The organism is Pontibacter pudoricolor (assembly GCF_010092985.1).
Taxonomy (GTDB): Bacteria; Bacteroidota; Bacteroidia; order Cytophagales; family Hymenobacteraceae; genus Pontibacter; species Pontibacter pudoricolor.
This window is the reverse complement of the sequence record NZ_CP048106.1, coordinates 444,392-458,157: the sequence shown is the minus strand read 5'-3', so window position 1 is coordinate 458,157 and position 13,766 is coordinate 444,392. Positions and strand designations below refer to the sequence as shown.

Below are 13,766 nucleotides of genomic sequence, written 5' to 3'. Positions count from 1 at the left end.
AAGGTGGGTGCGGTGGATTTTGGGGATTGATGCTTTTCTTATAGTTGAGTTATAGTTCTATAGTTGGGTTTTACCCCTTCCCAGCCTTCCCCTAAAAACAGGGGAAGGAGCTTTTGGCCTTTGCTCTTGTTGAGGCTATCGTTTTATAGTTGCTGTTTTAACCCACCCCTGCCCTCCCGGGAGGGGAATTTCTGTTGTAGCTATAGTCTAGCTATAGTTCTATAGTTACTGTTTGTCATCCCCCTAGCCCCCTTCGAAGGGGACTTTCTGCTACAACTTGCCCAACTGTCATTTCGACTATAAGGAGAAATCTGAAATTGTTATAGTTTGATTTACTGTACTATAGTTACAGCCTGTCGAGCGGACAGGTCGCGACCTGTCCCTACGGAACTACAACCACGATAAGGCCAAGCAACTATAGCTTCTCCAATCGACTATAGTATGAGCTATCGAAAGATCTCAGTCTTTGGGTTGAGCGCCTTTGATTTATTGCGGTGGCGTAGCCAACCCGAGGTACGAGGGTAGCAAGAAAGCAACAGCGCGATGCCCGAAGACGGGGCCTCCCGGCCGTGAGGGCACCAAAGCTGGATTGAAACGATAGGCAAGTAAAGCTCCCAGGATTAAAGAAGGCTATGAAAGAAAAGGCTTGGTTCGAATAGTAATGTAGCCAACTATAGAACACAGATTTCTTCTAATGTCGAAATGACAAAAACAGAGAGATAGAATTATAGCCTAAACGCTAGTAGGAGCTGCGCACACCGCCAGGCCTATCAAATCCAATTAATCAATTAAATCCCTATTAACCCCGCTTCAGGCTTGCGGATTACACTCAACTTTTTACACACCACTGACAAGCCCGCATTTTTAGTTACTATATTATAAACTACTTTTGCAGTAAACTTACTATAGTTCATGGACTATTATTTCTACGTTAAGGCGCTACACATCATATTTGTGGTTACCTGGTTTGCCGGGTTATTCTACATTGTGCGTCTGTTCATTTACTTTGCTGAGGCCGCGGAGAAGCCGGAACCGGAACGCAGCATTCTGCAGGAGCAATTCAAACTGATGCAGAAGAGGCTGTGGTATGGCATTACCTGGCCATCGGCGGTGCTCACGCTTATATTCGGCCTGAGCATGTGGCATTTGTATGGCGGCACTCCCAACTGGCTTATCTGGAAATTATGCTTTGTGATGGGGCTTTATGTGTATCATTTCCTGTGCCACGGCATTTTTAAGCAGCAGCAACAAGGCAAATTAAAGTATACTTCCACCCAATTGCGCATCTGGAACGAGGTAGCCACACTTTTTCTGATCAGTATTGTGTTCCTGGTTGTCCTAAAAAGTTCGCTAAGCATGCTATGGGGCATTATCGGGCTAATACTTTTCTCGGCAATCCTAATGCTGGCTATCCGCATTTACAAACGAGTGCGCGAGAAGAGTTAGAAACAGAGTAGCCAAATGCTATAAACACAATCGTTTTAAGGTCACCATAAACATATTGTTTCCTATTTATCGAGGTATGCTTCTATTTACCTAAATAACACCAGGCGTGAAGCAACACCAAACAATCTAACAACCTAGCAATTTAACTACCCATGAAGCAGCCAGAACTGAAAGCCAACGAGCGTGAACTGATCAAATTAATCCGCTTTTTTAGTAAGCGCGCTAAATTGCTGATAGAAAAAGGCCAGTTGGACCCTGAACACGAAAAACTGACTTCAGCCTGTGAGAACCTGGAGCAGCAACTATACACACATGCTCAGAACCGCAGTATCATACTGGAAAAGCGTGCCCGCCTTGAAAAGGTGGTAGAAGACAATGCCCAATGTCCGCAATGCAAACACGCAGATATGCTGAAGCGAACCGGCACAACCAGCAACGAGCATGGCTGGCGCTGCAATACATATAAATGCCGCAGATGCAACATCACCTTCACCTGGAATCGCCCTAATAACCCGTGGCACCTGGTAGAGTTTTTAGAAGTTTATATGAAGGAGTTGGAAACTACCCTGGAAACCGAACAGAACCAAACTATGCGCGAGCATATCCTGCAATCAATTGAACAGATGCAGGAAAGTTTGAATAGACTTCGTCCTGTTTTGGCCGACTCTGATGAAGAAGTAACAGCACTAGAGCAAAAAGAACAGGAGATGACACGACTCATCCACCAGTTTAAAAATTACCTGCTGATTGAAAAGATAAAACTAGACACGCTAGAGGAACCTGAAATTTAGTTTAAGATATTCTTACTCTAAACAATGCACACTGCCGGGCATCCATATCATTGGCCGGGGCTTTATAGATTCCTTATATTTAATAAGTTACAATTTCTCTTTAGCTGAGAGCGAAAATCACTCATCGTTTATACTGACATGTAACTTACAGATAAACAGGTTATTTGCCTTTATTCCTAAATTCATGATGTAATACGACCATCCATCAATTGCACTTAAACAAACAAAGCAGAGCAATAGAAGGTATTTTATATAACTATACCAATGCATTTATTAAATTTTAAAAAAATATAACCTTCTTCACTAAAATTCCGTAGCCGCGCCATACAACCTGTGTTTTTATTTTCTATATTGTCCTTGAAGTTAGTTATATCACTATGGAGTACAATATTATAACCGCACCTGATCTTGATTCTTTAGCCACAAAAGTGGCCGATTTTTTCCCAATGGGCTGGAAACTGAAAGGCAGTATTCTGGAACATAACGATGGCTTTGCCCAGCAGCTGGAACGCAGGCCTTCTGATGCACTTCGTATGCAGCGTAGTAAGCAGCGCCCGTCCAAACAAAAGCGCACTAAATGGATTGAGTAATCCTACTTAAAGATATAAGCCAAAGACGAACCACTCCGGCAATGCACCTTATGCAAATACCGGAGTGGTTCTTTTTTTTTAATATCAGGCTTCAGGCATACAACTCAATGATAGGTCCGATAGTATAGAATGGATATCATTTTACCCTAAATCTATACGAACATGGCACAGCTTGCTGCTATAACTGGCAATGCTAGGGGCATACAAAACAGTGCTTCTTTAAAGAATCTGTTTTACCTGCCCCTGAAACGTTGGCTTCTTCTGAATTTCCGCCTGGATGATACTTATTTTAAACTACAGCCGGACCGCATATGGCTTAACACACAACTTTACCCCAGACTTGCCAAACTAAAACAAGGCCGTATCCTGTTCGTGGGTTGCGCTTATTATACCTGGGAATCGCTTAAGCTTTTTAACAAAGGCGTGGACCTGGTTACAGTAGACATTGATGAGAACAATGTGATCTGGGGTGGCAAAAAGCACTTAGTGGCAAGTATTTTAGATATAGATAACTATGTAGCCCCTGCCAGCTTCGACATAGTTTTGCTGAACGGTGTTTTCGGACATGGAGTTGATACCCGGGAAATGCAGGAACAAACTTATAAAGCGCTGCATAAAATACTTAAACCAGATGGTATGTTATTGGTGGGTTGGAACAACGACCTGATCCCTGACCCAACAGAGTTACAGATCAGCAAAGAGCTTTTTTACAAATCAGAATACGAGGGGCTTCCGCAGCGCACCGGTTTTCAGAACTCAACCCATGTAATGGATTTCCTGAGAGCAAAGAAAGTGTAATTGCAACATTGTTATTTGCCCAAGGGCTAATCTATAGTTGCTCGGATCCTATTACAGGTTAGCAGTGCCCTTTTAAACTGTAAATCCAGTCAGACTATCCTTTTGCTTTAAACTTCTGCAGCACCCATTTCATTTTATCAAGCACATGATAATCAGACCTGTAGAAGTCGCATTGGCTTTTAAGATCTTGTTGGCCCCATATAGTAAAGCGGTTTAGCATGAGCAGGTTTTCGGATTCATATAGTTTCGGGCTAAAGTTTTTGGCATGTTCCACTGTAATTCCCAGCTTAATACCTTCCTGTTTGCAGACCTGTAAAACTGTGTCGTTAAATTCCCCGCAAGGGTAAGCTATAGTTACTGGCCGGTACCCAACTATATCCGCTATAATATCCTGAGCCTTGCTGATTTGTTCTTTTATACCTTCAGCATCATAATTTATCAGAACGGCGTGGTCGCAGGTATGATTCCCGATATGTACCAACGGATGCTGTGCAAGCTTATTCAGTTCTGCCGGAATAAAAGGTCGGTCTGTATCCCCTACCGGTTTAAAGCTCTCCGGGCCATATTTAGCTATGATATAAGCATCTATGGCATCACCAGTCAGAGTTATCAGGTATTTTTTTTCAGCTAAAAGTGCTTCATCTGTCATGCCTGCTTTTTTACCTTCGCGGTACGCCACATCCCACCAGAAAGCTTTGTTATGCAGCACATGGTTTGCCGATATAAAGAACAGCGCGGGTACATTAAATTCTTCAAGTATTGGTATGGCACGCAGGTTATTATAATACCCGTCATCAAACGTAATCATAATATACTTCCTGTCAGGCGCAAGCCCCTGCAGCACGTCTGCCGGTGAAACAAACGTGTAATCCCTTTCTTTATGATAGGAAATAAACTGGCGGAAAACATCAACTGTTACCTGCTGCTGTGGGTCCGCCAAGCCTGCTGACAGCTCTTCTTTATCCTTAAAAAGCGCGTGAAAGAGATACGTATTAAGCGCATTCAACTCTTTAACCGCAGATAGTATCAACGGCGCAATTATCACGTCTATCTGGTGTATCGTGTTTCTTAAAGTTGTTTTCATCGGGATAAAAGCTCTGGAGATTCTAAATACCGCTTTCGAGAGTGCATTCGGCACAAACCAAACAATCTCAACAATATACTTTATTAGATAAAATTTGGTTTTATTATAAATTAACGAATCAACATCTTCCAGATCATTACTCGAAACTATAGAAGTCCTACTAAAAATACGTCCAAATACAGTTTAAACACTAGAAAAGAAATAAATTATTCAAAACCCCACAACATTTTATAAGTATATGTACCTGTCGGCGCAGCAGTATTGCTGTCCTCTCTGTCCAAGCTTACAATAATATACTATTTACGAAATCCCTACCTATGATGACTGTTGGCGTATGTGGCCCTGTTGACCTTAAACTACTGCACTGGAATATACCGAAAAGTTCACTCCCTTTAACAAATACATTTCCGCTTACTTCTTATTTTGTTAATGCACTGCTTAAGCGCGGCCACGAGGTTATTGTATATACAAACTCTCCTGACATTACGGAGCCCAAAGTGCTTAAAAGCGGCAAACTGACTGTTTGTATCAGCAGAGAAAAACAACAACCCGGACGACGATTCTTCAATTTTGAAGTAGAAGATCTGAAAAAAATGATCAAGGCATATCCTGCTGAGGTTATCAGTGCCTTCTGGACGTATGAATATGCCCTTGCCGCCCTCGGCTCCGGTATTCCAACTATAGTAAACATACACGATGTAGCCATCAAAATCCTGCTGAAGCAATTTGACCCATTCAGGTTAGTACGATGGATGATGAATTACCGGGTATTAAGGAAATCTGACACACTGGTTGCCAACTCAGACTATACCTTTAAACAGCTATCGGCAGCTACAAGGGCCAGAACTATAGTTATACCAAACTTTTATCCGGATGAGCTGGAGACTATAAAGATGCCGGGCGGGACAAAAGGCAATTATATAGTTGCTTCTTCAAATGGTTTTACCAAACGCAAGAATATACACCTGGCACTGGAGGCATTCCAAAAGGTGCGTAAAACATTCCCGGATGTAGCGCTACACTTAGTGGGCGTGGATATGCAAAAGGGCGGACCGGCCAACCAGTATGCACTAGCAAGAGGTTTAGCCGACGGAGTTAAGTTTGTAGGCCCCCTACCTAACCTAGAAGTATTAGAGGAAGTAGCAGGAGCGAAAGTACTGGTATGCCCGTCTATGGAGGAATCTTTTGGGATGGCGTTACTGGAGGCCATGGTTGTAGGTACTGCTGTGATAGGCGGAGAAAAAAGCGGTTTTGTACCAACACTGTTAGATAATGGAAAGGCCGGAATATTATGCGACATTTCTTCTCCGGATAGTATGGCCGATGCTATAACGAAGTTGTTAGCCGACGACGAACTTAGGTTAAAAATGGAAAAGACTGCCCAACAGTTTGTAAGGAATAACTTTTCTGAAGAGATCATCCTAAGGCAGCATCTAGGGCTAATGTACAAGATGCTTTCAAAAACAGAACCCACATCTGAAAAGGAATTGAGCAGGCCTCAGCTGGAAAACAAAAACATTGAGATTTACTAAGGCATTTACCATTGGCTGTACCCGGACAAACTAACCTGCCTGATATTGCATAAACCTCAGGACCTTTTACAGGTGAGCCGCTTAACTTTTTAGCTGATCCACAATTTGCATTTTAATCATATTAAAAAAGATGCATACCGGCTTTTAAAACAAACAGGCTGAGGGTATCTTTTTGTTTATGAGCAACTAGCAGACCGGTCAAAAAATAACATATTAAAATATTAAACTTATTAAGAACCCTTTTTTAACAAGAGAAGTATATATGCCTGAACTAATAAACGGGGCAGCGTAAAAGCCCCGACTTACTCAACAGCTGTAATATTCCAGAATATTACTTAATCCTTAACACAACACCCTTACATAAAATCATGAGAAACCTTTTATACTTTCTCTCACTGCTTCTGCTTGTTTCTTCATGCATGACCAAAAAGGAACTTGTTTACATGCAGAATCCGAACTATAAGGAGACAACACCAACAACACATACCACTTCTTTTGCAGTATATAAACTACAGCCAAACGATGTACTATCTATAAAAGTGCTGAGCGTGGACCCGGATATGGCCGATATGTTTAACATTGTAAGCCCTACAAATGCTTTCGGCATGTCTGACCCTGGCTCTATGTACCTCAGTGGATATACCATAGATAACGAAGGATTTGTAAACCTGCCAACTGTTGGTAAACTGAAGATGGAAGGCCTTACCACATCACAGTCCCAGGACCTGATACAGCGTAACCTTAACCGCTATATAACAGACGCTACCGTAGTGGTAAAGCTTATCAGTTTTAAAATAAGCATTTTAGGAGATGTTAAAGCGCCTGGCCGTTATCATATTTATAACGACCGCGCCAACCTGCTGGAAGGATTAAGCATGGCCGGCGACCTGACCCAGGGAGCCAACAGACAGAACGTAAAACTGATCAGGCAAAAAGGAGAACAATCTGAGGTTGTGCTGTTAGACCTCACCGATCCTAACCTCGTACAATCCCAGTACTATTACCTGATGCCAAATGATGTAATTTATGTGGAGCCACGTAAAACACAACTAAAACGAGAAAACCTTGTGGTTGTGGGCGTAATGCTCAGCATCGTCTCTACTGGTGTCTTGTTGCTTAATTATCTGAAATAACCGATGAGAAAAAATAAAAAAAGTCACGAAATAGACTTAAAAAGCTGGTTCTTTAAGTTTAGGTCTAAATGGTATTTATTTGCTGCCTTTGCCCTTATCTCGCTTGCAGTTGCTTATGTATATGTTAAAACATCGCAGCGTGTTTACCAATTCAATGCCACTCTCCTGCTCGGCGACCAGCAAACCGGATCTAAGAAAGCGCAGGAGCTATTAGAGGTTTTACAGGTACAAAGCAAAGGTATCAAAGTTGAAGATGAGATAGGATTAATACAATCAGCTGAGGTAATCAGAGAAGCACTTCAGGGCCTTGACTTTGCGGTAGCATATTATAAGGTATCTGACCATTGGCTGAATAAGATAGGAAACCTTGTTGTGGAGGAACAGTACGAATCTGCCCCTTACACTGTAAACCTGGATACCAATGCACATCAGTTGGTAGATGTTCCTATAGTTGTCCGGGTAGTGGATGACAAAACCTATGAAATCAATATTGAAGCTGAAGAAGTGTCGCGCTATGATTTCAAGACACACAGCGTGGTTGAAGCGATACCGGAAGTAAAATTTAAAAAGCAGCTTAAGTTCGGCCAGCCGTACAAAAGCGAATTCCTGAATTTTACACTGGAGCGTAATAAAGTAGAAGACCTGGCACCGGGTAAAGAATATTATTTCCTGATTAACAGCCTTGAAAGCCTTGTGAAACAACAGCAGGCTTCGTTAGGTGTTGCCCCTATCGAGCGTGAGGCACGTGTGCTGTCATTATCAACAAAAGGAAGTATACCTGAAAAGCAGCTTGCTTTCCTGAATAAACTGATGGAAACATACGTTGCCCGGGACCTGGAAGAAAAGAACCTGAACGGTCAGAAGACGCTGGAGTTTATTGACAAGCAGCTGGCTACCCTAACAGACTCGCTTCGCCAGAGTAAGCAGGCTTTATCATCATTCAGGTCTACAAACCGCATTGCCAATATAGGTGTGCAGTCAAATATCAGCTACGAGAAGCTGTCGCAACTGGAAGCAGAACGTGCAAAGCTTAACACGGACAAGTCTTATTTCGAAACGATACTTGACCAGGTGCAGAATGGTAACGGTATAGCGCAGTCAGTATCTCCTACAGTAGCCGGTATTCAGAGCCCGATCATCAACGATCTGTTCCTTCAGTTAGCTGACCTGAACCAGAAAAAAGCAGGTTATAGTGTTACGGCAAGCGCTGAAAACCCCATGCTCCGCAAAATTGAAGGGGAGATTGATAACACCAGAGGCGCTATAGTTGCCAACCTTAAGAACCTGATCCGTTCAGCTGATATCTCTATTAACGATGTGAACCAGCGTATAGCCCGAATTGAGGGTAACCTGGCTTCTTTGCCTGAACATGAGCGCAGACTTATGGACTTACAGAATGAGTCTGAGTTTATAGCTAAGAAATATGACTTCCTGTTAGAAAAACGCAGCGAAGCAGCTATAGCTTTAGCAACCAACACTACCGACAAAAAGATAGTGGATCATGCATCTATGGTAGGTAATGCGCCGGTTAACGTGAAGCCGAAAATGATTTACCTGCTTGCTCTGCTTATTGGTCTGGCTATACCGGCTGGTTTTGTGATTCTTATGAATAATGTTGACAATACCATCCAGGGCAAAGATGACCTGAGCAACATTACAAGCATACCATTCCTGGGCGTGGTGGCACATGGCCCTAAATCAGATAAGCTTGCCGTACAGAACATGCCGCGCTCAGCTATTGCAGAGTCTTTCAGGTCGATACGCATTAACCTTCAGTACCTGATGTCTGACAGCAACTTTAAAGTGATCGGTATAACATCTTCTGTATCCGGTGAGGGTAAAACCTTCTGTTCTGTCAACCTTAGTACCGAGCTGGCTTTATCGGGCAAACGTGTGGTGCTTATAGAATCAGATATGCGCAAGCCTACTTTCACGAAGTACTTTAAAGATACTATAAACGTAGGTCTGTCTTCGTACCTGACTGAAGGCCTGCCACTGCACGAAGTTGTTCAGAAAACACAGAACGAGAACCTGGACATTATACCGTGTGGTGTAATTCCGGAGAATGCGTTGCAGTTACTGGAACAGCCAAGAATGCAGCAACTGATAAACCAGCTGAAAGAAGAGTATGACTACGTAGTGATTGACACACCTCCTATCGGTTTTGTTTCGGAGTATTTTGTACTGATGCGCCATATGGATGTAAACCTGTACGTGGTGAAACATAAGTATACCAACCGCGACCTGCTGCACCAGATTGAAGAACTATATGCTGCTAAAAAGATCAAGAACATCTATATGCTTATAAATGACCTGGACTATAGCAGTACCTACGAGTATGGCTATAAGCGTAAGGCAGAATATTATTACGTATAGCACGGCAAATTAATAAATACACCAGAAGAGCTGTAGGGTCAAATACATCTACAGCTCTGTTTACGAGACAGTTTTTGAGGGAATGGGACAGAGTTTAGCATCAAAGGCCATCAGTGGCCTAAAGTGGAATACCATATCAACTATAGCGAATGCTGTAATGCAGATAGGGTATACCTCTATTATGGCGAGACTACTAGATCCTGAAGCTTTCGGATTAGTTGCTATCTCTATCATTATACTACAGTTTGGTGGTTACTTCGCCAACATGGGCCTTAATAAAGCCCTTATCCAGATCGAGGAATTGAAGAATGAGCATATACGCGCAGCCTTTACCTCTTCTTTTTTGCTGGGCCTTGTTTTTACAGGCCTTGTTTGGGCGCTTGCGCCACTGGCTGCCCAGCTTTTTAAAAACCCTGATGTAGCCCCGGTAGTACGCGTTATGTCGCTTACATTCCTGGTGAACGGTATGTCAGCTACGGCATTTAGTTTACTGGAGCGCAACATGCGTTTTAAAGCAATCAGTATCCTCGAAACAAGCTCTTATGTTATCTCTTACCTGGGCATAGGTGTTATACTGGCCTACCTGGACTTTGGAGTTTATAGTTTGATACTGGCTTCGTTGTCGCAGGCAACTATAGTTGGGCTAAGTTCTTATGCCATCGTAAGGCATAATATAATAATGCATTTTAAGTGGAGCGCCTGGAAGCCCCTGTTCAGCTATGGGAGCAAAATGTCTGTAAACAGTTTACTGGAGTGGTTTTCGGCGAGTTTACCTTCTATTTTGATTGGCCGTCTGCTTGGCGACTATAAACTGGGTATTTACGACCGGGCCCATAAGCTGGTCAGCCTGCCCATGTACATGCTTACCCGCACCATCTCGAAAGTCATTTTCCCGTCTTTCAGCAAAATGCAGTCTGATAATGAAAAGCTGGGCAAAGTTTACCTCTCCAGCATAACACTGGTTATAGCCCTGGTTATACCTGCATGTGCCGGCATTTTTGTAGCAGCGCCAGAGTTGGTTTATGTGTTACTCGGCAAACAGTGGGGCGAATCGGTTCCTATTCTGCAGATTCTGTCTTTTGCGGTTGCCATAAACTTAATTACCATGTTCGCAGGAATTATCTGCGACGCCAAAGCGGCTTTGAATTCTAAGATCGTGCTCAATGTCGTTTTTGTATCAGTGCTGGGAATATTAATGTTCTCGTTGCGAGGTTTTGGCTTGCAGGGATTTGCAATGGCGTTTTTACTGGCCGAACTGGTGCGCACCCTCTTTTATCAGCGGGCGATGCATAAGATTCTGATACTGCCGTACAGGCAACAATTATCCGTTTATTTACCCGGAATAATTAATGGTGCTGTCATCGGCATTTTACTATATCTGTTCAGTTCTTTTTTACGTACTACAGCGCTGGCGCCTTTACTTATATTAATTGCCCAGGTTATAACAGGAGCTATATTGTTAGCAATACTCAGCCTGTTATTCCCGCACAAGATCCTGAAATCTGAGATACAGGCTATGTTGTCGAAAACAGGTCTTCCGGATAAGCTGAGTACGCGATCGGGCAGGGCATTTCAACTATACAAGAGTTACATACTAAACACCAAATAGAACTGACACGCTACACCCTGCTAACGATGCGTATAACAACATGCATAGCTTATAAGGTGAACTATAGTAGCTGTTAAATTAAGTTATACCATGAAACTGAATTACTCCTTTCTTTTTGTAATTCCCCTGGCACTTATCCTCTTCATGGATAACATGTTTATTGAGCTGGCTATGCCCGATAATCCTGTTGGCCAGGAGCTCCTGCTGAGTACCCTTGTAAAAGGTAGTGCAGTATTCTCTATTATGTACTGCCTGTTTTACTTCCAGCGCATGTCTACTTATATGCGGTTTGCATTTTGTATGCTCCTGTTGTATGTGGCAGGCCTTGTTTTCGAATCGAAGTATGTTTACGGGACTTTTATGGTTTACCCGCACGTTTTCGTGAAGGTGCTCATTTTTTCCTATACGTTCTTTGTCTATACTTTTTATAAAGCAAACTACTATATCAAAACCAGCCATGTGATATGGTTTATACTGATCGGTTTCTGGTTGAATGTATTGCTCATTAAGCCACATACGCTCAGTATCTCGGCTTTTACAAATCACGAACGGGGAGTCTATTCTACTTCAGTATACATGCTGGTAGTGCCTTTTCTGTACTTCATGAGCAACTATTTTTATAAAGGGAAGTTCATGAGCCTTTTCTGGTCCTTTTTTGTGCTGTTCGCCATCTTTTTCTTTCAGCACCGCACCGTCTGGATCTCGACTGCTTTTGTACTGGTAGTTTACTATTTCCTGATTAGGCTTAAAACAGACAAGCCAATAAACTTCATAGCCAAGCTGCTTCCTGTCGGTACGCTGGTAGGTATTCTGGCTGTCATTGGCAGTGGTTTTATACTTTCCATCCACCCCGAGATCATCGAAAAAGTGCAGGAAAACTTCTCGGATATAGAGAACTATGACAAACAGGGAACAGGCGGCTGGCGCTATATCCAGATCATGTCTTACATGCCTTTTATACAGGATAACTTCTTCTTCGGGATGCGCTTTGATGGGTTTGAACTGCCAATACAGTTCTGGCGCGATGACATTGACGCACCGGTGTTTGAAGACGGCCACGGCCACCACTTCCATAGTTTTTATTTAGAGATCTTTTTCTATACTGGCCTGGTCGGATTTGGACTTTACCTGCTTATTGCCTTATATCCTATTGTTCAGGCGTTTAAGAAACGGGTACTAACTATAAACCAGATCATGCTGGTTGCCTTTATATGCAGTAGTTTCATTTTTTCGATCTCTTACGTACTTCCGGTTTTCTTTTATGGCATCTTAGGCTGGGCCATTGCTGCCATCGAAGTAGAACATGTTCCGTATATGAGTTTTATCAAGGAATCCGGTCTGCGTATGAAAGCCCGGCGACTTTTGCCTCAACGTACGCTTCCATCATCCGTAGAAGCCACAACTTCTTCTTATTAATAGCAGTAGAAGAATATACTAAAACCCTTATTGATGTATGAATACTTCATTACCGCAAGAACCGCTGCACACTCCGGTGTTGCTGATCATATTTAACAGAGCACATACCACACAAAAAGTATTTGAACGCATTCGGCAGGTTAAACCTAAAAAACTTTATGTCGCCGCCGACGGCCCCCGGGCACATGTTGCCACCGATGCTGAAAGATGCGCTGAAACCCGCCGTATAGTGGAACAGGTTGACTGGGATTGTGAAGTTAAAACGCTTTTCCAGGACCAAAACCTGGGCTGTGGCGTAGCTCCCTCCCGCTCTATTTCCTGGCTTTTCGAAAACGAGGAAACAGGTATCATACTGGAAGACGACTGCATTCCTTCGCAAAGCTTTTTCTGGTTTTGCCAGGAGACGCTTGAAAGATACAAGAAAGATACCCGCGTAATGCACATCAGTGGCAATAACTACCTGGATGGCTGGCGCCGCGACTCCGACTACTCGTACTACTTTTCAGATAAAGTGAATAGCTGGGGCTGGGCAACATGGCGCCGCGCCTGGCAACTATACGACTTTAACCTGGGCAACTACCAGGAGCTGAAGCACAAAGGCTATTTAAACGGCATCTTCCTGAACAAACTGGAACAGACATACCGCTTAAGCAAGCTTGAAGAGACATTTACCAACATACAGAAAGGCGATGTCTGGGATTACCAGTGGGAATTTACCGTCTATAGTAACTCAGGCCTTTGCATTGTTCCGGAAGTAAACCTGGTGCGTAACATAGGCTTTGGCGAGGATGCGACCCATACGTTTAACCTGCACGATAAAAAGGCACAGGTATACGAACAGGAGATCGAATTTCCGCTCCGCCACCCGAAATTCGTGATCCGGGATGTGGAATCTGACCGCCGCAACTTTAATAAGATGATGCGCGATAAAGCAAGTGCCAAGCTAAAGGCTTTGTTCAACTTCAGTCTTTAACAAAACTTATTTGATACG

11 protein-coding genes are annotated in these 13,766 nt (G+C 43.0%); 10 read left to right on the top strand and 1 reads right to left on the bottom strand.

What is annotated here, in order from left to right; genetic code table 11:
* Positions 1 to 912 precede the first annotated feature (912 nt).
* The 4 genes from GSQ66_RS01990 to GSQ66_RS01975 all read left to right on the top strand — a co-directional run bounded on the left by GSQ66_RS01990 (position 913) and on the right by GSQ66_RS01975 (position 3,625).
* Entirely contained in the window at positions 913 to 1,446 is a 534-nt protein-coding gene (locus GSQ66_RS01990; RefSeq protein ID WP_162425920.1) for a CopD family protein, read from the top strand.
* A 152-nt stretch (positions 1,447 to 1,598) separates the two neighbouring features.
* On the top strand, positions 1,599 to 2,237 hold the full coding sequence (locus GSQ66_RS01985; protein WP_162425919.1) for a hypothetical protein: 639 nt from the start codon (positions 1,599 to 1,601) through the stop codon (positions 2,235 to 2,237).
* Between the two features lie 377 nt (positions 2,238 to 2,614).
* Positions 2,615 to 2,827 (top strand): DUF1737 domain-containing protein, encoded by a 213-nt coding sequence (locus GSQ66_RS01980; RefSeq protein WP_162425918.1) that lies wholly within the window; start codon positions 2,615 to 2,617, stop codon positions 2,825 to 2,827.
* A gap of 162 nt (positions 2,828 to 2,989) precedes the next feature.
* A complete protein-coding gene (locus GSQ66_RS01975; protein ID WP_162425917.1) occupies positions 2,990 to 3,625 on the top strand; it encodes a class I SAM-dependent methyltransferase in 636 nt (211 codons plus the stop codon).
* Positions 3,626 to 3,719: 94 nt separating this feature from the next.
* Here the strand turns inward: GSQ66_RS01975 and GSQ66_RS01970 are convergent, their stop codons facing one another.
* On the bottom strand, positions 3,720 to 4,709 hold the full coding sequence (locus GSQ66_RS01970; protein ID WP_162425916.1) for a polysaccharide deacetylase family protein: 990 nt from the start codon (positions 4,707 to 4,709) through the stop codon (positions 3,720 to 3,722).
* Between the two features lie 317 nt (positions 4,710 to 5,026).
* On the opposite strand from GSQ66_RS01970, the gene GSQ66_RS01965 reads away from it, so the two are divergent.
* The 6 genes from GSQ66_RS01965 (at position 5,027) to GSQ66_RS01940 (ending at position 13,748) form a co-directional block, all read left to right on the top strand.
* On the top strand, positions 5,027 to 6,241 hold the full coding sequence (locus tag GSQ66_RS01965) for a glycosyltransferase family 4 protein (RefSeq protein WP_162425915.1): 1,215 nt from the start codon (positions 5,027 to 5,029) through the stop codon (positions 6,239 to 6,241).
* Between the two features lie 368 nt (positions 6,242 to 6,609).
* Positions 6,610 to 7,374 (top strand): polysaccharide biosynthesis/export family protein, encoded by a 765-nt coding sequence (locus GSQ66_RS01960; protein ID WP_162425914.1) that lies wholly within the window; start codon positions 6,610 to 6,612, stop codon positions 7,372 to 7,374.
* Positions 7,375 to 7,377: 3 nt separating this feature from the next.
* Positions 7,378 to 9,750, top strand: a complete 2,373-nt coding sequence (locus tag GSQ66_RS01955; RefSeq protein WP_162425913.1) for a GumC family protein — start codon at positions 7,378 to 7,380, stop codon at positions 9,748 to 9,750.
* A 181-nt stretch (positions 9,751 to 9,931) separates the two neighbouring features.
* Positions 9,932 to 11,359 carry a lipopolysaccharide biosynthesis protein gene (locus GSQ66_RS01950; RefSeq protein WP_162425912.1) on the top strand — a complete coding sequence of 476 codons (1,428 nt, stop codon included), beginning with the start codon at positions 9,932 to 9,934 and terminating at the stop codon, positions 11,357 to 11,359.
* A 90-nt stretch (positions 11,360 to 11,449) separates the two neighbouring features.
* Positions 11,450 to 12,775 (top strand): O-antigen ligase family protein, encoded by a 1,326-nt coding sequence (locus GSQ66_RS01945; protein WP_162425911.1) that lies wholly within the window; start codon positions 11,450 to 11,452, stop codon positions 12,773 to 12,775.
* A 37-nt stretch (positions 12,776 to 12,812) separates the two neighbouring features.
* Positions 12,813 to 13,748, top strand: a complete 936-nt coding sequence (locus GSQ66_RS01940) for a nucleotide-diphospho-sugar transferase (protein WP_162425910.1) — start codon at positions 12,813 to 12,815, stop codon at positions 13,746 to 13,748.
* The last annotated feature ends 18 nt before the right edge of the window (positions 13,749 to 13,766 follow it).

What these genes read in the sequence shown, in the direction of transcription:
- GSQ66_RS01990 (WP_162425920.1), top strand. Translation starts at nt 913, where the DNA reads ATGGACTATTATTTCTACGTTAAGGCGCTACACATCATATTTGTGGTT.
- GSQ66_RS01985 (WP_162425919.1), top strand. Translation starts at nt 1,599, where the DNA reads ATGAAGCAGCCAGAACTGAAAGCCAACGAGCGTGAACTGATCAAATTA.
- GSQ66_RS01980 (WP_162425918.1), top strand. Translation starts at nt 2,615, where the DNA reads ATGGAGTACAATATTATAACCGCACCTGATCTTGATTCTTTAGCCACA.
- GSQ66_RS01975 (WP_162425917.1), top strand. Translation starts at nt 2,990, where the DNA reads ATGGCACAGCTTGCTGCTATAACTGGCAATGCTAGGGGCATACAAAAC.
- GSQ66_RS01970 (WP_162425916.1), bottom strand. Translation starts at nt 4,709, where the DNA reads ATGAAAACAACTTTAAGAAACACGATACACCAGATAGACGTGATAATT.
- GSQ66_RS01965 (WP_162425915.1), top strand. Translation starts at nt 5,027, where the DNA reads ATGATGACTGTTGGCGTATGTGGCCCTGTTGACCTTAAACTACTGCAC.
- GSQ66_RS01960 (WP_162425914.1), top strand. Translation starts at nt 6,610, where the DNA reads ATGAGAAACCTTTTATACTTTCTCTCACTGCTTCTGCTTGTTTCTTCA.
- GSQ66_RS01955 (WP_162425913.1), top strand. Translation starts at nt 7,378, where the DNA reads ATGAGAAAAAATAAAAAAAGTCACGAAATAGACTTAAAAAGCTGGTTC.
- GSQ66_RS01950 (WP_162425912.1), top strand. Translation starts at nt 9,932, where the DNA reads ATGGCGAGACTACTAGATCCTGAAGCTTTCGGATTAGTTGCTATCTCT.
- GSQ66_RS01945 (WP_162425911.1), top strand. Translation starts at nt 11,450, where the DNA reads ATGAAACTGAATTACTCCTTTCTTTTTGTAATTCCCCTGGCACTTATC.
- GSQ66_RS01940 (WP_162425910.1), top strand. Translation starts at nt 12,813, where the DNA reads ATGAATACTTCATTACCGCAAGAACCGCTGCACACTCCGGTGTTGCTG.